Source organism: Hydrogenophaga sp. GW456-12-10-14-TSB4 (assembly GCF_059424305.1).
This window is the reverse complement of the sequence record NZ_JBWKZH010000046.1, coordinates 23,196-47,916: the sequence shown is the minus strand read 5'-3', so window position 1 is coordinate 47,916 and position 24,721 is coordinate 23,196. Positions and strand designations below refer to the sequence as shown.

The 24,721-nt window shown below is 66.6% G+C and carries 26 protein-coding genes; 7 read left to right on the top strand and 19 right to left on the bottom strand.

Features of this window, described 5'->3' with window-relative positions; all coding sequences use genetic code 11:
* Positions 1 to 10 precede the first annotated feature (10 nt).
* From AC07ZS_RS20535 to folK, 5 genes are read left to right on the top strand one after another with little or no spacing between them, the layout of a single operon-like run.
* On the top strand, positions 11 to 1,105 hold the full coding sequence (locus AC07ZS_RS20535) for an AI-2E family transporter (RefSeq protein WP_494800383.1): 1,095 nt from the start codon (positions 11 to 13) through the stop codon (positions 1,103 to 1,105).
* 17 nt (positions 1,106 to 1,122) lie between these two features.
* Positions 1,123 to 1,809 carry a DnaA regulatory inactivator Hda gene (hda, locus tag AC07ZS_RS20530; RefSeq protein WP_494800382.1) on the top strand — a complete coding sequence of 229 codons (687 nt, stop codon included), beginning with the start codon at positions 1,123 to 1,125 and terminating at the stop codon, positions 1,807 to 1,809.
* Positions 1,806 to 2,474, top strand: a complete 669-nt coding sequence (locus tag AC07ZS_RS20525) for a histidinol-phosphatase (RefSeq protein WP_494800379.1) — start codon at positions 1,806 to 1,808, stop codon at positions 2,472 to 2,474. Before hda ends, AC07ZS_RS20525 begins: the two co-directional genes overlap by 4 nt.
* Positions 2,471 to 4,120 (top strand): polynucleotide adenylyltransferase PcnB, encoded by a 1,650-nt coding sequence (pcnB, locus tag AC07ZS_RS20520; protein WP_494800378.1) that lies wholly within the window; start codon positions 2,471 to 2,473, stop codon positions 4,118 to 4,120. The genes AC07ZS_RS20525 and pcnB overlap by 4 nt, the downstream gene beginning before the upstream one ends.
* On the top strand, positions 4,098 to 4,577 hold the full coding sequence (folK, locus tag AC07ZS_RS20515; RefSeq protein ID WP_494800377.1) for a 2-amino-4-hydroxy-6-hydroxymethyldihydropteridine diphosphokinase: 480 nt from the start codon (positions 4,098 to 4,100) through the stop codon (positions 4,575 to 4,577). Before pcnB ends, folK begins: the two co-directional genes overlap by 23 nt.
* Here folK and pdxH read toward each other — a convergent pair.
* Together pdxH and AC07ZS_RS20505 are read right to left on the bottom strand one after the other, a co-directional pair.
* Positions 4,574 to 5,209: a pyridoxamine 5'-phosphate oxidase gene (gene pdxH / locus AC07ZS_RS20510; protein WP_494800376.1), complete on the bottom strand. Its 636-nt coding sequence runs from the start codon at positions 5,207 to 5,209 to the stop codon at positions 4,574 to 4,576. The genes folK and pdxH overlap by 4 nt on opposite strands.
* A gap of 44 nt (positions 5,210 to 5,253) precedes the next feature.
* Positions 5,254 to 5,874 carry a gamma-glutamylcyclotransferase gene (locus AC07ZS_RS20505; protein WP_494800375.1) on the bottom strand — a complete coding sequence of 207 codons (621 nt, stop codon included), beginning with the start codon at positions 5,872 to 5,874 and terminating at the stop codon, positions 5,254 to 5,256.
* A gap of 51 nt (positions 5,875 to 5,925) precedes the next feature.
* On the opposite strand from AC07ZS_RS20505, the gene AC07ZS_RS20500 reads away from it, so the two are divergent.
* Together AC07ZS_RS20500 and AC07ZS_RS20495 are read left to right on the top strand one after the other, a co-directional pair.
* Positions 5,926 to 6,438, top strand: coding sequence for an OmpA family protein (locus AC07ZS_RS20500; protein WP_494800374.1), 513 nt, complete (start codon positions 5,926 to 5,928; stop codon positions 6,436 to 6,438).
* Between the two features lie 295 nt (positions 6,439 to 6,733).
* On the top strand, positions 6,734 to 7,966 hold the full coding sequence (locus tag AC07ZS_RS20495; RefSeq protein WP_494800373.1) for a tyrosine-type recombinase/integrase: 1,233 nt from the start codon (positions 6,734 to 6,736) through the stop codon (positions 7,964 to 7,966).
* On the opposite strand, the gene AC07ZS_RS20490 is transcribed toward AC07ZS_RS20495, so the two are convergent.
* The 17 genes from AC07ZS_RS20490 to AC07ZS_RS20410 form a co-directional block, all read right to left on the bottom strand.
* Positions 7,887 to 8,201, bottom strand: coding sequence for a helix-turn-helix domain-containing protein (locus tag AC07ZS_RS20490; protein ID WP_494800372.1), 315 nt, complete (start codon positions 8,199 to 8,201; stop codon positions 7,887 to 7,889). The two genes, AC07ZS_RS20495 and AC07ZS_RS20490, sit on opposite strands and share 80 nt — an antisense overlap.
* Positions 8,202 to 8,345: 144 nt before the next feature.
* On the bottom strand, positions 8,346 to 8,621 hold the full coding sequence (locus AC07ZS_RS20485) for a DUF2274 domain-containing protein (RefSeq protein ID WP_494800371.1): 276 nt from the start codon (positions 8,619 to 8,621) through the stop codon (positions 8,346 to 8,348).
* Complete coding sequence (locus tag AC07ZS_RS20480; RefSeq protein ID WP_494800370.1) at positions 8,618 to 9,937, bottom strand: TraB/TrbI/VirB10 family type IV secretion system protein; 1,320 nt, start codon at positions 9,935 to 9,937, stop codon at positions 8,618 to 8,620. The genes AC07ZS_RS20485 and AC07ZS_RS20480 overlap by 4 nt, the downstream gene beginning before the upstream one ends.
* A gap of 2 nt (positions 9,938 to 9,939) precedes the next feature.
* Positions 9,940 to 10,953, bottom strand: a complete 1,014-nt coding sequence (trbG, locus tag AC07ZS_RS20475) for a P-type conjugative transfer protein TrbG (protein WP_494800369.1) — start codon at positions 10,951 to 10,953, stop codon at positions 9,940 to 9,942.
* On the bottom strand, positions 10,950 to 11,654 hold the full coding sequence (gene trbF / locus AC07ZS_RS20470; protein ID WP_494800368.1) for a conjugal transfer protein TrbF: 705 nt from the start codon (positions 11,652 to 11,654) through the stop codon (positions 10,950 to 10,952). Before trbF ends, trbG begins: the two co-directional genes overlap by 4 nt.
* Positions 11,655 to 11,667: 13 nt before the next feature.
* Positions 11,668 to 13,038 (bottom strand): P-type conjugative transfer protein TrbL, encoded by a 1,371-nt coding sequence (gene trbL, locus AC07ZS_RS20465; protein WP_494800367.1) that lies wholly within the window; start codon positions 13,036 to 13,038, stop codon positions 11,668 to 11,670.
* Between the two features lie 18 nt (positions 13,039 to 13,056).
* On the bottom strand, positions 13,057 to 13,839 hold the full coding sequence (gene trbJ, locus AC07ZS_RS20460) for a P-type conjugative transfer protein TrbJ (protein WP_494800366.1): 783 nt from the start codon (positions 13,837 to 13,839) through the stop codon (positions 13,057 to 13,059).
* Positions 13,836 to 16,283: a conjugal transfer protein TrbE gene (gene trbE, locus AC07ZS_RS20455; RefSeq protein WP_494800365.1), complete on the bottom strand. Its 2,448-nt coding sequence runs from the start codon at positions 16,281 to 16,283 to the stop codon at positions 13,836 to 13,838. Before trbE ends, trbJ begins: the two co-directional genes overlap by 4 nt.
* Positions 16,284 to 16,293: 10 nt before the next feature.
* Positions 16,294 to 16,575, bottom strand: a complete 282-nt coding sequence (locus AC07ZS_RS20450; protein ID WP_494800364.1) for a VirB3 family type IV secretion system protein — start codon at positions 16,573 to 16,575, stop codon at positions 16,294 to 16,296.
* Complete coding sequence (locus tag AC07ZS_RS20445) at positions 16,572 to 16,988, bottom strand: TrbC/VirB2 family type IV secretion system protein (RefSeq protein ID WP_488835986.1); 417 nt, start codon at positions 16,986 to 16,988, stop codon at positions 16,572 to 16,574. Before AC07ZS_RS20445 ends, AC07ZS_RS20450 begins: the two co-directional genes overlap by 4 nt.
* Positions 16,985 to 18,049, bottom strand: a complete 1,065-nt coding sequence (gene trbB, locus AC07ZS_RS20440; protein WP_494800363.1) for a P-type conjugative transfer ATPase TrbB — start codon at positions 18,047 to 18,049, stop codon at positions 16,985 to 16,987. Before trbB ends, AC07ZS_RS20445 begins: the two co-directional genes overlap by 4 nt.
* Positions 18,046 to 18,546, bottom strand: coding sequence for a CopG family transcriptional regulator (locus tag AC07ZS_RS20435; RefSeq protein WP_494800362.1), 501 nt, complete (start codon positions 18,544 to 18,546; stop codon positions 18,046 to 18,048). The genes trbB and AC07ZS_RS20435 overlap by 4 nt, the downstream gene beginning before the upstream one ends.
* Positions 18,543 to 20,564: a conjugal transfer protein TraG gene (locus tag AC07ZS_RS20430; RefSeq protein ID WP_494800381.1), complete on the bottom strand. Its 2,022-nt coding sequence runs from the start codon at positions 20,562 to 20,564 to the stop codon at positions 18,543 to 18,545. Before AC07ZS_RS20430 ends, AC07ZS_RS20435 begins: the two co-directional genes overlap by 4 nt.
* 244 nt (positions 20,565 to 20,808) lie before the next feature.
* Positions 20,809 to 21,078, bottom strand: a complete 270-nt coding sequence (locus AC07ZS_RS20425; RefSeq protein ID WP_494800361.1) for an EexN family lipoprotein — start codon at positions 21,076 to 21,078, stop codon at positions 20,809 to 20,811.
* The gene (locus AC07ZS_RS20420; RefSeq protein WP_494800360.1) at positions 21,075 to 22,007 is read right to left on the bottom strand and encodes a LysR family transcriptional regulator; all 933 of its coding nucleotides are present in this window, start codon (positions 22,005 to 22,007) and stop codon (positions 21,075 to 21,077) included. Before AC07ZS_RS20420 ends, AC07ZS_RS20425 begins: the two co-directional genes overlap by 4 nt.
* A gap of 45 nt (positions 22,008 to 22,052) precedes the next feature.
* On the bottom strand, positions 22,053 to 22,994 hold the full coding sequence (locus AC07ZS_RS20415; protein WP_488835980.1) for an electron transfer flavoprotein subunit alpha/FixB family protein: 942 nt from the start codon (positions 22,992 to 22,994) through the stop codon (positions 22,053 to 22,055).
* A 33-nt stretch (positions 22,995 to 23,027) separates the two neighbouring features.
* Complete coding sequence (locus AC07ZS_RS20410) at positions 23,028 to 24,710, bottom strand: electron transfer flavoprotein-ubiquinone oxidoreductase (protein WP_494800359.1); 1,683 nt, start codon at positions 24,708 to 24,710, stop codon at positions 23,028 to 23,030.
* Between the last annotated feature and the right edge of the window lie 11 nt (positions 24,711 to 24,721).

The window sequence follows — 24,721 nt, the reverse complement described above, 5'->3', positions numbered from 1 at the left end:
CCCCCGCCCCATGCCCCTGACTTCCAACCAGATCCGAGCCCTGTTGTGGGCGTCGATCGCGGTCGTCATCTGGCTGCTGCTCTCGCTGCTGGCCCCTGTGCTGATGCCCTTTCTGCTGGCCGCCGTGCTGGCGTACGCGCTGCACCCGCTGGTCGAGCGCCTGCACGGCAAGGGCGTGCCGCGCTGGCTGGGCGCCGGCTTGGCCATCACCCTGCTGATGCTGGTGCTGCTGGCGGTGTTGCTGCTCATCGTGCCCGTCATCACCAAGCAGGTGCCGCTGCTGCGCGAGCAGGTGCCCGAGCTGCTCAACCGCCTCAATGCCTGGCTCACGCCGCTGGCCGGGCGCTTTGGCGTGAGCCTGTCGGTGGACGTGAACCTGGTGCGCGGCTGGCTGACCAAGCTGGTGTCCGGGCACGAGGGCGAGATCCTGGAGAGCCTGCTCGCCTCCCTGCGCATCGGCGGCAGCGCGCTGGCGGCGGTGTTCGGCAACTTGTTCCTCATGCCCATCGTGGCCTACTACCTGCTGCTGGACTGGGACAACCTGGTCGAGCGCACCAAGTCGCTGATTCCGCCGCGCTGGCGCGACAGCGTGCAGAGCTTTCTGGACGAGACCGACGGCGTGCTCGGCCAGTACCTGCGTGGGCAGCTGCTGGTGATGGGCGTGCTGGCGGTGTTCTACACCGTGGCGCTCGCGCTCGTCGGCCTGAACCTGGCCTTGCCCATCGGGGTGTTCACCGGCCTGGCCGTGTTCGTGCCCTACCTGGGCTTCGGCCTGGGCCTGGTGCTGGCCCTGCTGGCCGCGCTGCTCGAATTCCAGACCGTGCTGGGCGTGGCTCTGGTGGCCGCCGTGTACGGCGTGGGCCAGGTGGTGGAAAGCCTGTATCTCACACCGCGCCTGCTGGGTGAGCGCATCGGCCTGCACCCCATCGCCGTGATCTTTGCGCTGCTGGCCTTCGGCCACCTGTTCGGCTTCGTGGGCGTGCTCATCGCGCTGCCCGCGAGCGCGGTGCTGCTGGTGGCGATCCGCCGCCTGCGCCAGCGCTACATGGCCAGCGCCCTGTACCTTGACGGCCCGCGCGCGGCGCCAGGAAGCCCTGAGGCATGAGCACCGGACCCACCCCCATGAGGCAGATGGCGCTGGACATCGGTTTTGCGCCGCTGCCCACCTTGTCCAATTTCGTCGGGGCCGGCAACGAGTCCGCGATCGAGCACCTGCGCCTGTGGGCCAGCAACCCGCTGCGTTCACCGGTCCCCACCTTCCTGTGGGGCGAGAGCGGCAGCGGCAAGACCCACCTCCTGCGCGCCGTGCGCGAAGCCCTGCGCGAGCAGGGCAGCCGCGTGGGCTGGCTGGACGCCAGCGTGCTGGACCCGACCGAGTTCGACGACCAGTGGGACGCGGTGCTGCTCGACGACTGCCACCTCTACACGGCGGCCCAGCAGGCGGCGGCCTTCAACTGGTTCGTCAACGCGCAGAGCCCGGCGCACGGCACGTCGCGCTGGGTGCTGGCGGCGGCGACCTGCCCGCCGGCCGACCTGCGCCTGCGCGAGGACCTGCGCACCCGCCTGGGCTGGGGCCACGTGTTCCAGCTGCAGGCCCTGAGCGAAACCGAGCGCCGCGCTGTGTTGCGCCGCGCCGCCGACGACCGGGGCGTGTTCCTGAGCGACGAGGTGATGGACTTCATGCTGCGCCGCTTCTCGCGCGACCTCTCCAGCCTGATGATGCTGCTCGACCAGCTCGACGCCTACGCGCTGCGCACGCAGCGCGCCATCACCATTCCCCTGATCAAATCCATGTTGGAAAACGAATGAGATTGGCCCTCTTCGATCTGGATCACACCCTGATCCCGCTCGATTCCGATTACGCCTGGGGCGAGTTCACCGTCTCGCTCGGCTGGCGCGATGCCCAGGTTTTCTCGCAGGCCAACGCCGGCTTCTATGCCGACTACAAGGCCGGCACGCTCGACATCCACCATTACGTGCGATTCGCCATCGAGGCGGTGCGCGAGCACGGCATGGCGGTGTCGCAGAAGGCGCACGAGCAGTTCATGCGCGAGGTGATCGAGCCCGCGATGCACGAGCCCGCGCGCGCGCTGCTGCGGCGCCACCAGGCGGCCGGCGACACCGTCGTCATCGTCACCGCGACCAACGAATTCGTCACCCGCCCGATCGCCCGGGCCCTGGGTGTGGACGAGCTGATCGCCATCGAACTCGAACGCGACGCGCGCGGCGAACCCACCGGCGCCATCCGGGGCACACCGTCGTTCCGCGAGGGCAAGATCGCCCGTGTGGAACAATGGCTGGCCGCACGGGGACTGGACTGGTCGCGCGTGCAGCACAGCACTTTCTACAGCGACTCGATCAACGACCTGCCGCTGCTGGAAAAAGTCAACGAGCCCGTGGCCACCAACCCGGATGCCCGGCTCCGCGCCATTGCCCTTGAACGGGGCTGGCGCACACTGAACCTATTCGAATGATCAAGAAATTCATCGATCGGCTGCTGGGCAAGAACAGCGCCCCTTCCAGCCGCCGTGCCAATCCCTTCGGCAAGCGCGAAGACGTGCCGGCCAGCGTGCACGGCATCGACCGCTCGCTGGTGGACCAGCGCGCGCTGGACGTGGTGCACACCCTCAAGCAGGCCGGCTTCGAGGCCTACCTGGTGGGCGGCGCGGTGCGCGACCTGCTGCTGGGCCTGCGGCCCAAGGACTTCGACGTGGCCACCAGCGCCACGCCCGAGCAGGTCAAGGGCCTGTTCCGCCGCGCCTTCATCATCGGCCGGCGCTTTCGCATCGTGCACGTGGTCTATGGCCGGGGGCGCGAGCACGAGGTCATCGAAGTCTCGACCTTCCGTGCCTACCTCGACAACACCGCCGCCGAGCAGGTGGCGGGCAACGAACGCACCAGCAAGGGTGAACTCGCGGGCATGAAGCACGCGGTGGACGCCAGCGGGCGCGTGCTGCGGGACAACGTCTGGGGCCCGATCGAGCAGGACGCGGCCCGGCGCGACTTCAGCATCAACGCGATGTACTACGACCCGGAAACGCAGACCGTGGTCGACTTCCACCACGGCATCCGCGACGCCAAGAAGCGCACGCTGCGCATGATCGGCGACGCCGCCACGCGCTACCGCGAAGACCCGGTGCGCATCATCCGCGCCGTGCGTTTCGCGGCCAAGCTCAGCGGCCTGGGTTTCACCTTCGACGCCAAGACGCTGGCGCCGCTGGCCTCCTCGCGCACGCTGCTGGCCGACGTGCCGCAGAGCCGCCTGTTCGACGAGATGCTCAAGCTGCTGCAGACGGGCCATGCCCTGGCCAGCATCGAGCAGCTCAAGGCCGTGGGCCTGGGCACCGGCATCTATCCCCTGCTCGACATCGTCGTGCAGCGCGCCGACGACGACTTCGTGAAGCTGGCCTTGCAGGACACCGACCGCCGCGTGAGCGAAGGCAAGCCGGTGGCGCCGAGCTTCCTGCTCGCCTGCGTGCTCTGGGCCGACGTGCGCAAGGCCTGGAACCAGCACCTCACGCCGCGCCCGAACCAGCGCCCGCCGGCGCCTTTCGCGGCCCTGCAGGCGGCGGTGGACGATGCCTTCGAGGCCCGCATCGGCGACGTGTCGGGCCGCGGCAAGCTGGGCGCGGACATGCGTGAGATCTGGATGATGCAGCCGCGCTTCGACAAGCGCGTGGGCACCTCGCCGTTCAGCCTGGTCGAGCAGCCGCGGTTCCGCGCCGGCTTCGACTTCCTGCGCCTGCGTGGGCAGGTGGGCGAGGTCGAGGAAGAACTCGCGCACTGGTGGGAAACCTTCAGCACGGCGAGCGATGCCATGCGCGAGGACATGGTGGACGCGCAACGGCGCGATAACCAGGCCAAGCCCGGTGCGAGCAAGGCGCGGCGCGTCAAGCGCACGGACGCGGACCACCCGGCCGCGGCGGCCGCCGCCGACGAGGTGGGTGACGTGGACCCGCGCTTCCGCCGCGTTGAAGGCGAAGAGGGCGAGGATGCGCCGTCCGACGACACGCCGTCGGGCGACGGCTCGGCCCCGGCCAAGAAGCGCCGCCGCCGTCGCCGCAAGCCCAACGGCACCGGGCCGGTGGAGGGCGGTGGTGCAGACGAGGCGGGCGGCTGAGGTCACGGCCTATGTGGCCCTGGGCGCCAATCTCGGCGATGCCGCGAAGGCCTTGCGCGAGGCGCTCGCGGCCCTGAATGCCGTGGCCGGTGTGCGGGTCCAGAGCGTTTCCAGCCTGTACCGCACGGCGCCGGTGGATTCCAGCGGGCCGGACTACCTCAATGCGGTGGCCGAGATCACCACCACGCTCAGCGCGCCGGCCTTGCTGGGTGCCTTGCAGGCCATCGAGCTGGCGGCCGGCCGCGAGCGGCCCTACCGCAACGCCCCGCGCACGCTCGATCTGGATCTGCTGCTTTACGGCGAGGCCCGCATCGACTCCCCGCGGCTCACCGTGCCGCATCCCCGCATGGGTGAGCGGGCCTTCGTGCTGGTGCCTCTGGCCGAGATCGCCCCACAGCGCGTGAGCGCCGCCATGCTGGATGCGGTGGCGGCTCAGCGCATCGAAAAGCGGGATTAGGGCGCCAGCCGCTCGCGCAGCCAGCCGCCGCCGGCCTGCGCGGTGTAGCGCAGCCGGTCGTGCAGGCGGCTCTTGCGGCCCTGCCAGAACTGCCAGTTCTCCGGCTTGAGGCGGTAGCCGCCCCAGTGCGGCGGGCGCGGCGGTTTCAGCAGGAACTGCGCGCCGTACTTCGCGGCATTGGTCACCAGCACCGTGCGGCTCTCGATCACCTCGCTCTGCGGACTGGCCCAGGCGCCGATGCGGCTGTCCAGCGGGCGGCTGTGGAAGTACGCGTCGCTTTCTTCGTCGCTCACCTTTTCCACCGTGCCTTCGATGCGCACCACGCGCTCGAGCTCGACCCAGTGGAATTGCAGCGCGGCGAACGGGTTGCCCGCCAGCTCGCGGCCCTTGCGGCTCTGGTAGTTGGTGTACCAGACGATGCCGCGCTCGTCGTAACCCTTGATGAGCACGATGCGCGTGCTCGGGCGCAGGTCCGGGCCCACGGTGGCCAGCGTCATGGCGTTGGGTTCGGGCACCTCGCCGCGGATGGCTTCGTTGAGCCACTGGTCGAACTGTTGCAGCGGGTCGGCGTGCGAGGCCGACTCGCTGAGTTCGGCCTTTTCGTAGCTCTTGCGCAGGTCGGCGATGTTCATGCGGGCAGTATAGAAGCGGTGCCCGGGTGGGGCCTTGTGCTGGGTCAATCGGCGAGGGCCAGCAGCTTCTGCAGCGCCCGGTCGTGGATGCCGTGGTGCAGCAGGCCCTCGAAGGTCTGGCGCGCGTAGTCCAGCGTGGTGCCGTAGCGCCCGCAGGAGCGGGCAAAGATCTCGCGGTAGCGCTCGTCGCTCAGCGTGCCGGTGTAGCTGGGGCTGCGGCGCGAAAGGGTAAAGGCCAGCGCGCGCACCGGGCCCTGGGGTGTGTCGCAATGCACCCATCTCGGGTCGTAGACCGGGTTGGGCATCTCGCGCGCCCACAGCACCGGCATGAGGGCCTCGACCTGATCGTGCGGCACCCGCAGGGCCAGGCCGGCGCAGCTGCCGCCGGGCATCAGCGCGAACACCAGGCCCGGGCATTCGTAGGTGCCCCGGTTGACGCGGCTCCACATCTGCAGGCAGCGGTGGTAGCCGCGCACGTGGGCCGGGCGCTGCTCGGCGGCCTCGAATTCGGGGCGCCAGACCAGCGAGGCGTAGGCGAACACCCAGAGATCGGGGCGCGGCCCCTGCGCGCGCCACTGCGCCAGCGTGTCGGCCATCATCTGCGCGCCGTTTCTCAGGGCAGGGTCGTGGAGCGCGCGCGCCCTCAGGGTGTCACGGTCGGCCATTTACAATCTTTGTCGAGTTCTTTCCTCATTATTCTTCACGGAGTGTTTCCCATGTCCTCTCAGGATGACGAACCCGAGTACCGCGTTGTGGCCCTGCTGCTGGTCAGCGTGGTGGTGTTGGCGGTAGGCCTTGCCCTGGGCATCGGTATCCACAAGTCGCGCGGTTCGGCGCCCAGCGCCGGCACGGCCGCCGTGGCAGCCCCTGCCGCCACCGCCGCGGCCCCGGTGGGCGACGACGCCAGCGTGGTGGTGGAAAACGGCGTGGTGAAGTTCTACTTCGCGTCCGGCAAGGCCGACCTGGCCGCCGGTGCGCTCGACGCGCTGGGCGAAGCGATCGCCGCCGCCAAGGCCGGCAAGAAGCTGGTGCTGTCGGGCTTCCACGACACGACCGGCGACCCGGCCTTCAACGCCGAGCTGGCCAAGCAGCGCGCCATCGCCGTGCGCAACGCCCTGGTGGGCGCGGGCGTGGCCGAAGGCGCGCTGGAGCTGAAGAAGCCCGAGCAGACCACCGGCACCGGCAACAACGCCGAAGCGCGCCGTGTGGAAGTGATGATCGCGCCCTGAGCACGGTCTGAACGCCCATGAAAAAGCCCGGCATGCCGGGCTTTTTTGCGTCCGTGGTCAGGCGGGGTTCAACGCAGGCCCTGACCGGCGTCCTTCTCCGCGCGCTGGATCAGCTCGATCTTGTAGCTGATCGTTGCGTTTGCCTTTGTTCTTGAAGACTATATAAATCAATAACTTATTGATTTCATAGAGGCGGAGAAACGCCTCAGGAGTACCTGCAGACGCCACAAAATGGCGGCTAAATCTCGATCAGATCATGCGATGATCCATCTCGTTGACACGACGGAGATGTGGCATGGCAAAACCCAGACTGAAGCCATCCGGGAAGTGGGAAATAGGGCTGAGGCACCCATCGCTTCCGAACGGGCGCAAGTACTTCACCTTCGACACCGAGGCTGAGGCCATTGCCTACGGGCAGCAGTGGAAGCTGATGAAGCATGCGGACATCCCGCCGCCGGCAGAGCTGACCACCCCCACGTCCACTGGCGACAGTGTGCGCTTGGTGCGCATTCTTGGTGAGTGGTCGGACAGTGGCTTCGCGGCCCCTTCGCAAATTCTCACGCTCTCGACGCTGACGCGCGAGGTGGGTTCAGTGCGGTTCTTGGACGCCAACTACAAATGGCTGACCGGCTATCTCCGTTCCCTGAAGGTGGAGAAGAACCTGTCCCCTTCATCCATCAAGCACCGCATTCAGGCGCTGAGCCGGGCCATTGACGAGTACCTGCGTCACAACGTGAACGTCAAGATCAGCAACCCGGTGAAGCTGCTGCCCAAGGGCTACTCGACTTACACAGACGTCGATGCTCAGATGGCAAAAGCCAAGGGAGGCAAGGTGAAGGTGAACGTGGCGCGCGACAGGCGCCTGTTGCCAGGAGAGCACGAGAAGATCGTGGCGGTGCTGTCGGGCTATGAGCGACCGGATCGCTCGCGCGGTCTCGAACTCAAGGGCGGCGATGCGCTACTGACCTTGTACCTGCTGATCCTGAACACGGGACTGCGGCTCAGGGAGGCGTACACCCTGACCAGGGGCCAGATTGGCATGGAGAACAAGGTGATCCATGCCAAGGAGACCAAGCAGTGGCGTGGGAAGATTTCTTATCGGGATGTGCCGATGCGCCCCGAAGTGCATCAGGCGCTGTCCTCGTACTTTGCATCGCGACCGCCGTTTGAACCCGACGCGCACATCTTCCCGTTCCTCCACGAAGAAGGGATCGAGGAAGGGAAAAAGGGCTTGGTGCGTACCAGTCAACGGCTGTCATTCCGTTTCAGGATCGCTTTCGAGTACATGGACATCGTTGGCCTCCATGAACACGACCTGAGACACGAAGCGACTTGCCGATGGCTAGAACTGAAAGACAAAGACGGGCGCGACATGTTCCGTCTGGAGGAACTGAATAGGATCATGGGATGGAAGCCAGGCTCGGTGATGGCCCAACGCTATGCCAGCTTCAGGGGCGTGGACCTTGCGCAAAGGCTTTGGCCGGCACCGGCACCGGAAGCGGTGGCGGTGTCTGCCGCCGTGGCCTGATCGCCATGTCCAGGCGCGGGACCGACCTTCGCGCGTTGAGGTCCTGGCGTCGCTCCTCAGCCTCTTTCCGGGCGCGCTCGGCGATGTAGGCCAGCAGGTCGGCTTTCACGTAGATCCAACCGCGACCGAATTTCATCCCCGGCAGCTCGCCGCTTCGGGTCAGTTCCTCTATTCGCTGCTCGGTGCAGTGCAGGAGTTCGGCGCACTGTTCGGCGTTGATCGTTTCGGCGGTCATGCTGAACCGTCTCTCTGATGGTGCTCGCAGTTCTCACGCACATCGTTTTCGCCATAACCGGTGACTTCGGTGAAAGGCTTGATCTGCCTACTCTGGGCTAGGTTACACATGGAGTCCTCCCGACATGACTGCCATGGGGTTCAGTCACTCCATTGCCTCGACAACATCGGACGACTTGTCCGACGCCAATGGAGTCTTGCGTTTGGCATCCACTCGCCTGAATCCACGGTCCCTGGCCATAAAGGCCTCCAGCATGTGCGGGATCAGCGTCGCCGCATCGACCGCCTCGCCATAGGTCTGCGCATGCAGCGCGGCGTACCGATCCAGTTCAGCCTTCAAAGTGATCGAACACGAGAAGGTCAGCTTGACGCTTTCGGTCTTGGGCAGAGGTCCCAGTCGCAGTTTTCGGTTTGTGCTCATTGTGGCGCTCCTCGGACGAAGAACAACGGCTGGTAGGGCCGCAGGACCAGGTCGCGATTCACGATGACGCGCATAGGCAGTCCTGGCCGCGCTGTCAGTGCCGGCTGGATGTTCAGGTTGCGGCGGGTCACTTCCTGACCGATCTGGTTCACGCTGTCCTGCAGGCTGTCGCGGCCGGCGATCACGATGCGGTTGCCGTCTTGCCGGTTCTCGGGCGCGGCCAGCTCGGCGCCAATGCCGAGCAGCGAGGTCAGCGCGGCGCCCGCGAACACCCGATCCCAGTGCCAGTCCACGCCGTCTTCAAGACCAGCTCTGCCAGCCGGGTCGGAGCCCACAAGGTTGTCCAGCGTCAACGACGATGTGTCGGGCAGGATGACCCGGTCCCACACCACTTGCACACGGCTCTGGCCGTAGCTCACCTGGCTGTTGTAGCGGCCGAGGATGCGCGATCCCTGGGGAATCAACAGGTGTTTGCCGCTGGCGGTGTCGTAGACCGGTTCGGTGACCGTGGCGATCACGTCGCCAGGCAGGTCCGACTGAATGCCGGTGACCAAGGCCCCGGCGATCACCGTGCCCGCCATCACCTGGTACGGCGAGGCAGGCAGTTGCAGAGATCCGGAATTGCGTGTTTCCGTGGAGCCGGATTTCTGGAAAGCCTCTTTCTGGTCTTGTCGGTTTTGTGCCGTCGTGGCGTCCGCACTGCCAGCCTGCGCTGGTGTGGACGTCGGACCGGCCGCCATCGGGTCGAAGCCCGCCAGGTTGCTCGGCGTCGCGCCGGCAGCACCGGGCGCTGCAGCAGTTGGGGAAGCAGCGGTAGCGCGCTGCCCACCGCTCCGAAAAAACACCGATGCCGTCGCTGCCTGCTCGGCCTCTTTGCGTCGAGCATCACGCTCCGACGCGGCTGGGTCGTGTCCCGGCGGCGAATAGCTCGGCACCACTGGCTGTTGCGACTTCACGATGGCGGGTCCCAGATCGCCAGGCAAGGGTGGCCCGAGTTCGGGCACGGCCGCAGGTAGCGGCGGCGGCAGCTTCGAGTAGTCGGTAGGCAACTTTCCCAGGCCTTCGGAACGCGATACCCGATCCACGTTGAACAGTTCGGCGGAATCGTTCACCTCGCGGCGCGCGTCCGGTTGCAGCGACCACACGGTCGCCCCCAACACCCCAAAGGCCAGTAGGCCCGCCATCAGCGCGAGGCTGCGACGATTCAGACGGGTCACCGGTTGCGGCTGCGCCCGCAAGGCAACCGACTCGGGTGACACCTTGGCCGCTGTGGGGCGGCCGCTGGCACCCAATGGGGTGGAATCGTTCGTGGCCATTCTCAGTCTCTCCGAGCGGTGGGCGGCACACCGTCCGTGCGCTCGATGCGGACCAAGTCGCCCTTGTCGGCGCCCAGCCGTAACTCGGCTGCGCCGAACAGGCGATCGACGATGTAGTAAGGCGAGCGGAAGCGGTAGTTCACCAACTGCCCGTCACCTTGCGCACCAATGACGAACAGCGGCGGCAACTCCCCCTGTGCGATGCCAGCCGGGAACTGGATGTAGACCTTCTCGCCATCGTCAAAGGCGCGCAGTGGCTTCCAGGGCGGCGTGCTGCCGCTGATTGCGTAGCGGAAGCGGATGCGCTCCAGCGACAGTCCTGCATCCACCGGCGCAGAGGTCTGAGCGGCCTGGGCTTGCCGCTGTAGCGCCAACATGCGGTCCTTGGGGTAGTCCCAGGACACCGACGCCATCCAAGCCTTTTCGGTGGAAGTCAGCTCGATCAGGTAGGTGCGGCGGTTGGTGGTGATGACCAGGTTGGTCTTCAGACCCGTGCGCACCGGCTTGACCAGCACGTTCACGCGCAGCACATCGCCCGAGCCGCTGGACGTGTCGCCAACGACCCAGCGCACCGTGTCGCCCGCTGCCACGGTCACCAGCTCTTCTCCGGCCTGCAGTGAGATCACTGTCACGCGGCCCGGCGCGGCATAGACCTGGTACAGCGCGCCGTCGGAGTAGGGCCAGACCTGGATCGCATTGACGTAGCCTTCCCGCGTGGGCGCCACCCGGGCTTCTGCGTTGGCACGTGATACCCGCAGCCGCTCGTCGGCCGGTTCGGGTGCTGTCGACTTGTCCAGTGCCTCAGGCAACGGCTTCATCTGGGCGGGCATGGGCAACACCTGCGGCACGGCGACCACCTCCACGGGCTGGGGTGGCTCGGGCAGTGGCTGGGCCATCACTGGTTCGTCGAGCGGGATCACCGGCGGCGGCACGCCCTGCGAGGCGCATCCAGCCAGGGCGGCCGCGAGGGCAAATAAAACAACCGCGTGACGTGGAAGAGGGCAATGGTTTTTCATGACTTGGTTCCTTCGTTCGCATCCAGCTCGCGGCTCCAGGACAGGCCGTTGACGTAGATGCCCAGGGGGTTCTTGCGCAGGCGCTGCTCGGTGCGCGGCGTCTGCAACACGGTGGAGACCACGGCGGTCCACCGCTCGGTGCCGGCCGGCGCGCCGTTGACGTAACGCTGTTCGGACCAGCGCACGTTGAACGAGGCGTCACTGGCGCGGACCACGCTGGTGATCTGCACCGTCACCGACTCCTTGCCCACCCGCACGAACGGGTCGTTGGTGCGGGCGTACTCGTTGAGCACGGCGGCCCCGCGATCGGTCGTGTAGTCGTAGGCGTCCAGCCAGTTCTGCCGCACCACGATGGGATCGATTGACAACGAACGCACCAGCGTCACGAAGCGGGCCAGGTGGTGCGCGATCTGCGCATCGCCGGGGCGGTAGGGTGAGGCGGCTTCGCCGACGGTTCGCACCTGGCCTGCCTGGTCCACCTCCACGACGTAGGGTGTCACGATGGACTGCGCAGAGCGCCAGACCAAGCCGCCGGCCATCAGCAGCGCCAGTGACAGGCAGCCAAACGCCATGAGTCGCCAGTTGCGGGCCTGCACGCGGGCCGAGCCGATGCGCTCGTCCCAGGCCTGTGCGGCCGATTGGTAGGGGGTGGCAGGCTGCGGCGTGTCGGCGTAGCGCACCTGCGGTCGTTTGAATCGCATGTGGGGGTTCTCCTCAGGAATCCGAATCACGAAGGCTGGGACCACTGCCCGAGCCACCGCCATCGCCACCGCGCAGGGTGTGTGCGGCCGTCGCGGCGGCATGGCCGATCTGTTGGCGCCGACGCATGCGCTGGGCCCAGGCAGGCTCGTTGGCGGGTGCCGATGTGTTTGAGCTCGACATGGCCGATTCAGCGCTCGATGCCGCAGCAGGCGCAGCGGCCTCGGTCACAAAACCCGACACCTTGTCTTTCACGGCCTTGGCGCCGTCGGCCAGCTTGTGGCCTACGGCGCCGGCACCCGTGCGAGCCACGTTGGCCATGCCCGCACCAGCGGCGCGCAGCGGTCCGCCCGAGGACGCGGCAGCGCCTGCCTCGTAGGCCGACCTCGCACCCGCCGCAAGGCCGCTGGCCGATCGGGCCGCCGATGCGCCACCGCCAATCGCAGCGCGTGCCGCGCCCGGCGCCATGCGTGCACCGGCGGCCACGGCCGCACCAACACCGGCCACGGCAGCGCCTCCTGCAACCGCAAGGCCGGTGGCACCCAGCGCCGTTCCAGCCGCCGCACCAGCACCCAGTTGCGGCGCGCCGGACACCAGGCCGGTCGCGATGCCAGGCCCAAAGATGCCCAGCCCGAGCAGGGAGAGCGAGGCCAGCATCACCACCAGTGCGTGGTCGATGGAGGGCTCGGCCGGTACGGTCTGGAATTGCGAGAACAGACCGGTGCCGATGCCCACGATCACCGCGAGCACCAGCACCTTGATGCCGGAGGACACCACATTGCCCAGCACCTTCTCGGCCAGGAAGGTGGTCTTGTTCCACAACGCAAAGGGCACCAGCACGAAGCCCGCCAGCGTGGTGAGCTTGAACTCGATCAGTGTCACGAAGAGCTGCACGGCCAGCACGAAAAAGCTCACGATCACCGTGAGCCATGCCAGGAACAGCACCACGATGGGCGCGATGTTGATGAACACCTCGGGGAAGCCCGAGAGGTCGCTGATCTGCTGCAGGATGGGTGCCGCCGCATCGATGCCGGCCTTGGCCAGGTGGCCGGGCTGCAGGAAAGTGGCCAGGCTCATGCCCGATCCGCTGGCCTGCAGACCTAGCCCAGCGAACGAGCGGAACACGATGCCCGACAGGCTGTGGAAGTTGCCGATGATGTAGGCGAAAGCGCCGACGTACAGCACCTTGCGCAGCATCCGGGCCAGCACATCCTCGCCCTGACCGGTGGCGTGGCCCATGGCCCAGAACAAGCCGGCCAAGGTCATGTCGATGGCCACCAGCGTGGCGGTCAGGAAGGCGACCTCGCCGTTCAGCAACCCGAAGCCCGAGTCGATGTAGGTGGAGAAGGTGTTCAGGAAGCGGTCGATGACGGCGACGTCGTCCATGGCAGAGCCTCCGGTGCTTCAGTGGCCGTAGAAGCTCACGCCCTGCGGCGTGTAGCCCGTGCCGCTGCCGATGAAGCGGCGCGTCACCTCGCGGCCGCGCTCGATGGCCGCAGCCTGCCGCGCGAGCTCCAGAGAGGCGGCGCGGTCCTGTGTCAGCATCAGCTGCTGCGACTGGATGGACTGCTTGGCCTGCAGGGCCAGCAGCTGGTTGGTCGCCTGCATGGCCTGCAGCGCGCCGGTGGCCGACTGGCTCTGGCTCACCAGGTCGGCCAGCACGCCTTCGTCCTGGCTCAGGTTCTGAGACACCTGGGCCTGCATCTGCATGGCGGTCTGCAGGCCGTTGAGCGTGTTCTTCCAACGCTGGTGCGCGTCCTGGAACATCTGATTGCCGCCCACGGTGGCGGCGTACTGCTCGGGGTAGAGCCGGGCGAACTCGGTGTTGAGGTGCGACACCTGGTAGGCCAGGCCCTGGGCCTGAGCGATCAGTTGCCGGGTCGTGTCCAGCGTCGAACGCAGGCGGTTGACCACGTTGAACGGCAGGCTGGCCAGGTTGCGCGCCTGGTTGATCAGCATTTGCGCCTCGTTCTGCAACTGGCGGATCTGATTGTTGATCTGCTCCAGCGTGCGCGCGGCCGTCATGGTGTTCTGCACCAGGTTGACCGGATCCAGCACGATGTCACCCACGCCGAACAGCGCGTGTGCGGGTTGGGTGGCGCCCAGGGTCAGCGCGGCCGCGGTGGCCAGCGCGACGAGACGGGGTTTGAAAGACCGGAACGAGCGAAGCGGTGCACGAAGGCTCATGGCGTTTCTCCTGAAGGTCGGGCATGCCCGGTGTGGTGATGGGGGTGTTGGTGGAAGAGATCGGCGGCCCAGTCCAGGCCACGGTGGCGCAGCCAGGCCGGAGCGAAGCCCTCGGGCGGGCAGGTGGCCAGCACCTCGTCGATCAGCCGCTGGTCCTGCGGCGAGGAGGCTCCGGCAAAGGCCAGGGCCACGGCGCGCAGGTCCAGGTCGAACAGGCGATTGCCCAGCCGGGATTGGTAGTAGTAGTCGCGCTTGGGCACAGCGGTGGCCACGATCTCGATCTGCCGCCGGTTCAGGCCGAAGGCCTCGTAGATTGAGCGCACCTGCGGCTCGGTGGCCTGTGGGTTGGGAAGGAAGATGCGGCTCGCACAGCTTTCCACGATGGCCGGCGCGATGCTCGAACCCTGGATGTCGGCCAGGCTCTGCGTGGCGAACAGCACCGACACGTTCTTCTTGCGCAGTGTCTTGAGCCACTGGCGGATGCGTGCGGCGAACACCGGGTCGTCCAGGAACAGCCAGGACTCGTCCAACATCAGCAGGGTGGGTGCACCGTCGAAACGGGCCTCGAAGCGTGCGAACAGGTAGCCGAGCACGGCCATCACCGCCGCGCGGCTGCCCATCAGCTCTTCCATCTCGAAGCACTGCACGTCGGCCGCACCCAGCCGGTCGTGGTCGGCGTCCAGCAGCTTGCCGTGAGCGCCGCCCAGCACGTAGGGCGCGAGCGCCTGGCGCAGCGCGTTGGACTGCAGCAGCACCGACAGGCCGGTGAGCGTGCGCTGCTCGCGCGGCGCGCCAGCCAGGCTGCCCAGCGCTGACCAGATCGCAGCCTTCTCGTCCGGCCCCACGGCCACGCCTTCGTGCGCCAGCCGACCTTCGACCCACTCGGCGGCCCAGCTGCGGTAGCCCTCTTGGTCGATGCCGGCCAGCGGCTGAAAGGCGATGTCGCCGTCGTGGCCCAGGTCGTAGTGTTCTCCACCCAGGCCCAGCACCGTGGCTCGCATCGAACGACCCATGTCGAACGCGAAGATACGCGAGCCGTGGTAGCGCCGGAACTGCAGCGCCAGCAAGGCCAGCAGCACCGACTTGCCCATGCCCGTCGGCCCCACCACCAGCGTGTGGCCGACGTCACCCACGTGGGTCACCAGCCGGAAGGGCGTCGAGCCCTCGGTGCGGGTCACGACCAATGGCGGGCCGTCCAGGTGCCGGTTGCGCTCTGGCCCCGCCCATACGGCCGAGACCGGCATCAGGTGCGCCAGGTTCAGCGTCGAGACGATGGGCTGGCGCACGTTGGCATACGCATTGCCGGGGATCGACGACAGCCAGGCTTCCACGGCGTTCAGCGTCTCGGGGATGGTGACAAAGCCGCGGCCCTGGATCACCCGCTCGGCCATGCGCAGCTTTTCATCGGCGGCGGTGGCGTCGCTATCGAGCACGGTGAGCGTGGCGGTCACGTAGCCAAAAGCCACCTGGTCACTGCCCAGCTCCTGCAGGGCCGCGTCGGCATCGGCGGCCTTGTTGCCTGCGTCGGTGTCCACCAGCGGCGACTCTTGCTGGAACAGCGCCTCGCGCAGCAGGGCGATCACGTTCTTGCGCTTGGCGAACCACTGGCGGCGCAGGCGGCCCAGCTCCTTCTCAGCTTCGGCCTTGTCCATGCACAGGAAGCGCGTGGACCAGCGGTAGCCGAAGCCCAGCCGGTTCAGGTCGTCCAGCACGCCAGGCCAGGTGGACGTGGGAAACCCGCGCACCGTGGCCACCCGCAGATGCGCGTCACCCAGCATGGGCGCCAGACCACCCAGCAGCGGGGCATCGGCCAGCAGCGCATCGAGGTGGAACGGCACCTCGGGAACGGCCACCGGGTACGCACGTGGCGACACCGTGGCGTGCAGGTAGCTCAGCGTGTCGGCGTCCTGCAGCCAGGCGAGCTCGGGCATCACGCCGTCGAGCAGGTCGAACACCCGGTCGGTTTCGGCGATGAAGGCACCCAGTCGTTCGCGCCAGTCCACACCGGTGCTGGCCCGGTTTTCGTAGAGCAGGTTGGCGGCCCGAGCGTGCGACTCCTCAGGCGGCAGGTACTGCAGCGTGAAGTGGTAACGGCTCTCGAAGTGGCTGGCCGATTCCTCGAATGCGGCGCGCCGCTCCTGGTCCACCAGCCAGGACAGGGCTTCTGGAAACACCGAATGCGGGTAGTCGGCAGCCGGTCTGCGCTCGGCGTCCACGTACAGCGCCCAGCCCGAACCCAGACGGCGCAGCGCGTTGTTCAGGCGCGCGGTGGTGGCTACCAGTTCGCCCTGTGTGGCACTGTCCAGGTCCGGCCCCCGAAAGCGCGCGGTGCGCTGGAACGAGCCGTCCTTGTTCAGCACCACACCGGGTGCCACTAGTCCAGCCCATGGGAGCCAATCGGCCAGTAGGGCGGGGCGTTGCCGATACTCGCTGAGGTTGAGCATGGTGTCTTCCTCACACGTCCAGCAACGGCTTGTGCTTGATGTGCCGGGCAAACACCGCCATGAACTGCGGATCGAGCCGAGCGCCCCAGACCGCCAGCGAGTGGCCCACGATCCACAGCACGATCCCCGGAATCCACAACTGCAGGCCCAGGCCCACGGCGGCGGCCAGCGTGCCGTTGGCGATGGCCACGGTGCGCGGTGCGCCACCCATCAGGATGGGCTCGGTGAGCGACCGGTGCAGCGGGATCTCGAAGCCGCTGGCGAGGCTGGCGTGCTCGGTAGCGCCGCTCATACCAGGGCCCCGCCCGAGAAGCTGAAGAAGCTCAGGAAGAAGGACGAGGCCGCGAAGGCGATCGACAGGCCGAACACGATCTGGATCAGCTTGCGAAAGCCACCCGAGGTGTCACCAAAGGCCAGGGCCAGGCCGGTGGCAATGATGATGATCACGGCCACGATGCGGGCCACAGGACCCTGTATCGAGTCCAGGATGGATTGCAGCGGGCCCTCCCAGGGCATGCTGGAACCGGCCGCCTTGGCCGTGCCTGCCAGACTCAGCATGACGGCAGCGGAAAGCAGCCCCTGACCGGCAGGCTGGATCAATCGGCGGATGCGCTGCAGGCCGGCCACGCCGGTGGACGGGAGCCGTTGGGAGACGGATTGGGTCAGCAGATCGGCAAGGCGGCGCAGGGAAAGCGAAGGGCTCATGGAAGTTCTCCAGGCAGGGTTGAGGAAGTGGAGTCCGCCGCAGGAGGCGGGGAGGGAGGAGGCGCAAGTGGCGGTGGCGCTGGCAACTCCGGGAAGGACGCATCCAACGCTCCGAGGTGGTAGCCCGTGCTGTCGTGTCCAGTGACGCGAGCAATCGTTTCGATGTGGCGCTTGCGGCCACGACCGGCGATGTAGATCACCACGTTGACCGCTTCGGCGATCAGCGCCCTTGGCGGATTCACCGCCACCTCCAGGATCAGCTGCTCCAGCCGCAGCAGCGCACCGAGGGCAGACCCGGCGTGGATGGTGGCGATGCCACCGGGGTGCCCGGTTCCCCAGACCTTGACCAGGTCCAGCGCTTCGCCGCCACGCACCTCACCCACCACCACGCGGTCGGGGCGCAGCCGCATCGTGGCGCGCACGAGTTCGGCCATGGACACGGTGCCCGCGCGCGTACGCAGCGGAACGTGGTCCCGAGCGGAGCATTGCAGCTCGATGGTGTCTTCGAGCACCAGCACCCGGTCGCCCGTGGTGGCGATCTCGGCCAGCAGCGCGTTGGCCAGCGTGGTCTTGCCGGTGCTGGTGCCGCCAGCGATCAGGATGTTTTGACGCTCGTGCACGGCCAGGCGCAGATAGTCTGCCTGCTCTGCCGTCATCATCCCGTCGTCCACGTAGCGGTCGAGTGGAATCACGCCCACGGCGCGCTTGCGCAGGGCGAAGGCGGGGCCCGGCGCAGCTGGGGGCAGAACCCCCTCGAAGCGCTCACCCGTTTCGGGCAGCTCAGCCGTCAGCAGTGGCTGGCCCCGGTGTACCTCGGCACCGACATGGGCAGCCACCAGACGGATGATGCGTTCCCCATCGGCCGCCGACAAGGTCACGCCCGTCGGCGCCCGCCCGGTGGAGAGCCGGTCCAGCCACAGCGAACCATCCGGGTTGAGCAGCACCTCGACCACGTCCGGCTCTTCCAGCGCGGCTGCGATCATTGGCCCCATGGCCGTGCGCAGCATGCGGACACGGCGGTCAAGCCTGGTCCTTTCGGGGCTGGGTGGTGCGGCCGTCATACCGTCGGCCCTTCGTCGGCTTGCCCGGAACTCACCGGGTCCACTGTCTTGCCTGCTGCATCGTCCAGCTGCCGGTTCAGGTCCTGTTCCTGCGGGTGAAGCTCCTCAATCACATTGCGCACCAGGCTGCGGCCACGCAGCAGGTGGCGGCCCAGTTGTTCGACGAACTGCTCGAAGCGGGCCTTGCCCTGCGCACGGGCCGCCTCCTGGTGTCCCTCGGGCACCGGCGTGCTAACAGTCAGGTAATAGCGGATGAACAGCGCCAGCGTCTCGATCTCGATGTTCTGATCGCGCTCCAGCCGCTCGAACTGGCGGGAGAGTCGGTCCAGCCGCTTGGCGATGGCCGCCTCGCGCTGGTCGCCTGAATCAGGCGATAGCCAAGAGGCGAGCGCTGCCGCGACGATGGACGACTTGGAAACGCCCTTCTTGGCCGCCACCTCTTCGAGGCGTCGCGCATGCTCAGGCGGAATGAACAGGTTCAGGCGGTACTGGCTCATAGCGTGATGCCGTCGTCGGGGTCGAGTGCGGCCAGGCGCGCCGTGCGCTGCATGGCCGGATCGAGCTGGCGGGGAAGGGGCAGGGGCGCGTCGTCGTCATCGAGCAGCGCCAGGTCATTGGTCAGTGCGTCGATCGCGGGGTTGTGCGTCGCAATCTCCGTCAGCTCTGACTGCAGGCGGGGGCCGCCTTCATCGGCATCCATACCGGCCATGAAGGCTGGGTTGGATGCAGTGGGCGGAGCCGGTACAGCAAGCTCGCCCCAGTCGTCCGCCCGCACCGGTGGCGCATCGGGGTAGGTGCCTGCAATCAGCAAGGGCGGCGGCAACACGCGTCGCTTGAAGTTTGCGTCGGCGTAGTAACGCAGCTTGCGGGCCTTGACCGGCGGCACGCTGGAGATCATCACCACCGCTTCGTCGGGCGGCAACTGCATCACCTCGCCAGGGGTCAGCAGCGGGCGTGCCGTCTCCTGGCGCGAAACCATCAGGTGCCCGAGCCACGGCGCCAGCCGGTGACCGGCGTAGTTGCGCTGCGCACGCAACTCGGTTGCGGTACCCAGGGTCTCGCTGATGCGCTTCGCCGTGCGTTCGTCGTTGGTGGCGAAGGTCACGCGCACATGGCAGTTGTCCAGAATCGAATGGTTCTGGCCGTAGGCCTTGTCGATCTGGTTCAGGCTCTGCGCGATCAGGAAGCTGCGGATGCCGTAGCCAGCCATGAAGGCCAGCGCGGTCTCGAAGAAGTCCAGTCGCCCCAGCGCCGGGAACTCGTCCAGCATCAGCAGCAGCTTGTGTCGCCGTGCGATGCCGTCCGAGCCATCCAGCGACTCGGTCAGGCGCCGTCCCACCTGATTCAGGATCAAGCGGATCAGCGGCTTGGTGCGGCTGATGTCCGACGGCGGCACCACCAGGTACAGCGACACCGGATGCTCGGTGGAGATCAGGTCGGCGATTCGCCAGTCACAGCGCGAGGTCACCTCGGCCACCGTCGGGTCGCGGTACAGACCCAGGAAGCTCATGGCCGTGGACAGCACGCCTGAGCGTTCGTTCTCGCTCTTGTTGAGCACTTCGCGGGCAGCGGATGCGACGACGGGGTGCGGGCCACCGCCTTGCTCGCTTGCCAGATGCGGCGTGCTCATCATCCGGTGCAGCGTCACCTCGAAAGGGCAGGCCGGATCGGACAGAAAGTTGGCCACGCCGCGCAGCGTCTTGTCCTTGCCGGCATAGAGCACATGCAGGATGGCCCCGACCAGCAGGGCGTGCGAGGTCTTCTCCCAGTGGTTGCGCCGTTCCAGTGCGCCTTCAGGGTCCACCAGGATGTCGGCGATGTTCTGCACGTCGCGCACCTCGTGCACGCCGCGCCGCACCTCCAGCAGAGGGTTGTAGGCGGCCGAACGCACATCGGTAGGGTTGAACAGCAGGCAATGCGAGAAGCATGCGCGCCAGCCGGCCGTTAGCTGCCAGTTCTCGCCCTTGATGTCGTGGATGACAGCTGAACCGGACCACGACAACAGCGTGGGCACCACCAGGCCCACGCCTTTGCCCGAGCGGGTGGGTGCAAACGCCAGCACGTGTTCCGGCCCGTCATGGCGCAGGTACTGCTCACCATGCTGGCCAAGGAACACACCGCCGGCGCGGTTCAGGCCCGCCCTCCGCACGTCATCGGTCGTGGCCCAGCGTGCCGTGCCGTAGGTGGTGACCAGACGCGACTGCCGAGAACGCCATACCGACATTCCCACCGCCACGCCTACCGAGACGAGGCCACTGCCACCCGCAATCGCACCACCCACATCGAAGACATCCGGCGCGTAGGCATCGAAGAAGAACCACCACTCGAACAGGCGCCAGGGGTGGTACACCGGGTAATCGAAGGCCAGGAACCACGGCGCGCCCAGGCGCGCCTGGTGACCCAGCGCAGCGGCTGTCCACTGGGTCGCACCCCACACGCCGACCACGACGACGCCGAGCACCGCCGCGATCTGCCCGTAGAGAACCCCCTGATGGCTTGCGCCCTGAGCCTGCACCTTGACCTCCTGTCCCGTGGCCCGCAATGCGGGGTCATGTGTGCGGCACAAAGGCATGCCGCAGGCGTCAGGATGAAAGCGGTCTATAGGTGGGTCAAAGTCCCAAATCGGCAGGCTTGCCGCATGGTCAGCATCAATGCGTGTGTCAGTTTGCCGCAGCGTTCTGACGCAGCCTATGGCGAAGCGCGGCGCAGTGAGCCAATACTCGAAACGAGCCGCACTGAGCGTGGCGGCAAGCGCAGATTCAGAACTTTGGCGATTCGTTGGTAGGGTTGTAGGGCACCTTGCCGTCCCCAAAGAACCGCTTCTTTGTGGCCTCGGCCACGCGGTCGCATAGCTCGTCGCCCAGCTTTGCGCGCTCGGTTTTGCACTGCTCGCGCAACTGCTTCAAGCGGTCAGGATCGGCCGCCAGAGACTCCACCGTTTCGGTGGGCTGTGACTTGCCGCATGCGGACAACAGCAGTGCGGCCGAAACAGCGCCGACCGCAGCCACCCATCTGGAACACTTCTTCATTTGCTACTCCCTGGTGATGTGTCCAGAGCTTCGTCCGCCGCGCGACCCGGCGCCGACACGAGGGCTCTTTCCACAAAACGTTGCAAGGTTTCCGACGGCTCGCCAATGCGCCTGATCAGGTAGGTGGTCAGCATCGGCGTACGCCCAGCCAACGGCCGTGTGACGATCTCAGGGTGGTTGCTGGTCGAAACGTGTGCTTCTGTCGAGAAGCCCAGTCCGTAGCCAGCGGCCACCAACGTGACCATCAGGTCGTGGCTGGCCACCTGCTCGGCTACGATTGGTTTAAGGTCTGTCGCGCGCAGCACGCGGGCCACCTGGCGGCTGCAGCCCTCGCAGGCGCCCGGGTCGCAAAGTACCAGCGGGTAGCGGAGAACTTCTTCCAGTGGCAGCTTCTTGTGAACCAGCAAGGGGTGGCGTGAGGGCACAGCCACCACCATAGGGTCGTTCCACGCCGGTACAGCAAACAGCACCTCGCCGACCTCCGACGACTGGGCGAATCCTGCATCGTACAAATCGCATTCGAGCCCCTTGATCTGCTGCGCCACCGGAACCTCGTAGAGCCGTATTTCCGTATCCGGTTCCTCCTCTCTGCAACGTGACAGGAGAGTCGTGAGATGGGCCTGCGAAATGCTGCCTGATAGGGCAATTCGCAATTGTCTTTGATAGCCTGCGGACACAGCACGCACACTGTCGCGCGCCTGGGTCAGCGCGGCGAACACGCGTGGCACGTGCTCCATGAACGTCTGGCCAGCACGGGTCAGGCGCGTGCTGCGCGTGTTGCGGTCGAAGAGACGGACCCCCAGCTCTTCTTCTAGCTCCTTGATCGCCCTCGAAAGTGGCGATTGCTCAATGTGTAGCTTCTCAGCGGCTCTGGCGAAGTGCAGTTCCTGAGCGACCGCCAAGAAGCACCGAAGGTGCCTCAGTTCCATTGCTTTCCCTGAATGTTTTCATTCTTGACTCGATGACTATTGTTTTTAGATCGCAGCGATCAGTTCCGGCACAGCCGAGAACAGGTCAGCTTCCAGGCCGTAGTCAGCCACGCTGAAGATCGGGGCCTCGGGGTCCTTGTTGATCGCCACGATCACCTTCGAATCCTTCATGCCCGCCAGGTGCTGGATGGCGCCCGAGATGCCGCAGGCCACGTACAGCTGCGGCGCCACGATCTTGCCGGTCTGGCCGACCTGCAGGTCGTTCGGGGCGTAGCCGGCGTCCACCGCCGCACGCGAAGCACCGATGGCCGCGCCCAGCTTGTCGGCCAGCGGGGTCATCACTTCGTTGAACTTCTCGCTGCTGCCCAGCGCACGGCCACCGGAGACGATGATCTTGGCGGCGGTGAGTTCAGGGCGGTCGTTCTTGGCGATTTCGCTGCCCAGGTAGGCGCTCTTGCCGTTGCCTGACGTCGCGGCCACGGACTCCACCGCCGCCGAGCCGCCCTGGCCCGCGGCATCAAAGCCGGTGGTGCGCACGGTGATGACCTTGGTGGCGTCCGCGCTTTGCACGGTGGCAATGGCGTTGCCGGCGTAGATCGGGCGCTCGAAGGTGTTGGCGCTGATGACCTTGCTGATTTCGCTGACTTGGGCCACGTCGAGCTTGGCAGCGACGCGGGGCGCCACGTTCTTGCCGCTGGCGGTGGCGGGGAACAGGATGTGGCTGTAGTTGCCTGCGATGGCCAGCACCTGGGCGGCGACGTTTTCGGCCAGGCCGTGGGCGAAGCCGTCGGCGTCGGCATGGATGACTTTGCTGACACCCTGAATGTCCGCAGCGATCTTGGCTACTGAATGAGCTTGGTGTCCTGCTACAAGGACATGTACCTCCCCATTTCCGAAGAAACTAATCTCTGCTGCAGCTTTGATTGTGTTGAGTGTGGGACTCTTTAAAGAGGTGTTGTCGTGTTCGGCAACTACAAGTATTGTCATCATTGATTGCTGGCTTAAGTTGTTGGGGCTTGATCACATGCCGGCGTAGGTAGGCCCGCCGCCACCTTCTGGGGTGACCCAGACGATGTTCTGCGTCGGGTCCTTGATGTCGCAGGTCTTGCAGTGCACGCAGTTCTGCGCGTTGATCACCAGCTGGTCGGCGCCATCCTTGTTTACGAACTCGTACACCCCGGCCGGGCAGTAGCGGCTCTCGGGGCCGGCGTACTTCGCCAGGTTGACCTTCACCGGCACCGAGGCTTCCTTGAGCGTCAGGTGCGCCGGCTGGTTCTCCTCGTGGTTGGTGTTGGACATGAACACGCTGGAGAGCCGGTCGAAGCTGATCACGCCATCGGGCTTGGGGTAGCTGATCTGCGGCATCTCGGCGGCCGGGCGCAGCTTGGTGTGGTCGCGGGTCGTGTTGTGGATCGTCCAGGGTGGCACGCTCACGCCGACCTTGGGCAGGAACCAGTGCTCGACGCCGGTCATGAGCTTGCCCATGAGCGGCCCCTTCTTGAACCAGTTCTTGAAGTTGCGGTAGGTCCAGAGCTCCTCGTGCAGCCAACTGGCCTGGAAGCCCGTCTCGAAGCCGGTCAGCTCGTCGGACTGGCGGCCGGCGGTCACGGCCTCGAAGGCGGCCTCGGCACACAGCATGCCGCTCTTGATGGCGGCGTGGCTGCCCTTGATGCGCGCGGCATTCAGGAAGCCGGCATCGCAGCCGACCAGCGCGCCGCCCGGGAACACCGTCTTGGGCAGGGCCTGCGGCGTGCCGTTGTTCAGCGCACGCGCACCGTAGCCAAGGCGCTTGCCGCCCTCGATGTGGGCCTTGATGGCCGGGTGGGTCTTCCAGCGCTGCATCTCCTCGAACGGGCTCATCCAGGGGTTCTGGTAGTCCAGACCGATGACGTAACCCAGTGTGACCTTGTTGCCTTCGAGGTGGTAGAGGAAACCACCACCGAAGGCGTCGTCGTTCAGCGGCCAGCCGGCCGTGTGCACGACCAGACCGGGCTTGGCCTTGTCGGCCGGCACTTCCCACAGCTCCTTGATGCCGATGGCGAAGGTCTGCGCGTCCTTGCCCTCGTCCAGTTTGAACTTGGCGATGAGCTGTTTGCCCAGGTGGCCGCGGGCACCTTCGGCGAACACGGTGTATTTGGCGTGCAGCTCCATGCCGATCTGGAAGCTGTCCATCGGCTCGCCGTCTTTGCCCACGCCCTGGTTGCCGGTGGCGACACCTTTGACAGAGCCGTCGTCGTTGTACAGAACTTCGGCGGCCGAGAAGCCGGGGAAGATCTCCACGCCCAGGGCTTCCGCCTGTTCGCCGAGCCACTTCGTGACCGCGCCCAGGCTGATCACGTAGCAGCCTTCGTTGTGGAAGTTGCGCGGCATCAGCCATTCGGGGGTGCGCTGGGCACCGGTTTCGGTCAGGACCAGCAGGTCGTCGTGTGTGACCGGCTGGTTCAGCGGCGCACCCATCTCCTTCCAGTCGGGAAAGAGTTCGGTGATGGCCCTGGGGTCCATCACGGCGCCCGAGAGGATGTGCGCGCCCGGCTCGGAGCCTTTCTCGAGCACGCAGACGCTGATCTCGCTGCCTTTCTCGGCGGCCAGCTGCTTCAGACGGATGGCCGTGGACAGGCCGGCCGGCCCGCCACCGACGACCACCACGTCGTATTCCATCGCTTCGCGCGGGCCATAGCGGTTCAAGATGTCTTGGGGGCTCATGCTTTGGTCTG

Coding starts and splice junctions, on each gene's coding strand:
- trbE (WP_494800365.1), bottom strand. CDS start 16,283: ATGCTCAACCTCAGCGAGTATCGGCAACGCCCCGCCCTACTGGCCGAT.
- AC07ZS_RS20525 (WP_494800379.1), top strand. CDS start 1,806: ATGAGATTGGCCCTCTTCGATCTGGATCACACCCTGATCCCGCTCGAT.
- AC07ZS_RS20490 (WP_494800372.1), bottom strand. CDS start 8,201: ATGACCGCCGAAACGATCAACGCCGAACAGTGCGCCGAACTCCTGCAC.
- AC07ZS_RS20415 (WP_488835980.1), bottom strand. CDS start 22,994: ATGACAATACTTGTAGTTGCCGAACACGACAACACCTCTTTAAAGAGT.
- AC07ZS_RS20450 (WP_494800364.1), bottom strand. CDS start 16,575: ATGAGCGGCGCTACCGAGCACGCCAGCCTCGCCAGCGGCTTCGAGATC.
- AC07ZS_RS20435 (WP_494800362.1), bottom strand. CDS start 18,546: ATGAGCCAGTACCGCCTGAACCTGTTCATTCCGCCTGAGCATGCGCGA.
- AC07ZS_RS20500 (WP_494800374.1), top strand. CDS start 5,926: ATGTCCTCTCAGGATGACGAACCCGAGTACCGCGTTGTGGCCCTGCTG.
- AC07ZS_RS20410 (WP_494800359.1), bottom strand. CDS start 24,710: ATGAGCCCCCAAGACATCTTGAACCGCTATGGCCCGCGCGAAGCGATG.
- trbL (WP_494800367.1), bottom strand. CDS start 13,038: ATGGACGACGTCGCCGTCATCGACCGCTTCCTGAACACCTTCTCCACC.
- hda (WP_494800382.1), top strand. CDS start 1,123: ATGAGGCAGATGGCGCTGGACATCGGTTTTGCGCCGCTGCCCACCTTG.
- AC07ZS_RS20445 (WP_488835986.1), bottom strand. CDS start 16,988: ATGAGCCCTTCGCTTTCCCTGCGCCGCCTTGCCGATCTGCTGACCCAA.
- trbB (WP_494800363.1), bottom strand. CDS start 18,049: ATGACGGCCGCACCACCCAGCCCCGAAAGGACCAGGCTTGACCGCCGT.
- AC07ZS_RS20485 (WP_494800371.1), bottom strand. CDS start 8,621: ATGAGCACAAACCGAAAACTGCGACTGGGACCTCTGCCCAAGACCGAA.
- AC07ZS_RS20480 (WP_494800370.1), bottom strand. CDS start 9,937: ATGGCCACGAACGATTCCACCCCATTGGGTGCCAGCGGCCGCCCCACA.
- trbG (WP_494800369.1), bottom strand. CDS start 10,953: ATGAAAAACCATTGCCCTCTTCCACGTCACGCGGTTGTTTTATTTGCC.
- AC07ZS_RS20495 (WP_494800373.1), top strand. CDS start 6,734: ATGGCAAAACCCAGACTGAAGCCATCCGGGAAGTGGGAAATAGGGCTG.
- pcnB (WP_494800378.1), top strand. CDS start 2,471: ATGATCAAGAAATTCATCGATCGGCTGCTGGGCAAGAACAGCGCCCCT.
- AC07ZS_RS20420 (WP_494800360.1), bottom strand. CDS start 22,007: ATGGAACTGAGGCACCTTCGGTGCTTCTTGGCGGTCGCTCAGGAACTG.
- trbJ (WP_494800366.1), bottom strand. CDS start 13,839: ATGAGCCTTCGTGCACCGCTTCGCTCGTTCCGGTCTTTCAAACCCCGT.
- trbF (WP_494800368.1), bottom strand. CDS start 11,654: ATGCGATTCAAACGACCGCAGGTGCGCTACGCCGACACGCCGCAGCCT.
- AC07ZS_RS20425 (WP_494800361.1), bottom strand. CDS start 21,078: ATGAAGAAGTGTTCCAGATGGGTGGCTGCGGTCGGCGCTGTTTCGGCC.
- pdxH (WP_494800376.1), bottom strand. CDS start 5,209: ATGAACATCGCCGACCTGCGCAAGAGCTACGAAAAGGCCGAACTCAGC.
- AC07ZS_RS20505 (WP_494800375.1), bottom strand. CDS start 5,874: ATGGCCGACCGTGACACCCTGAGGGCGCGCGCGCTCCACGACCCTGCC.
- AC07ZS_RS20535 (WP_494800383.1), top strand. CDS start 11: ATGCCCCTGACTTCCAACCAGATCCGAGCCCTGTTGTGGGCGTCGATC.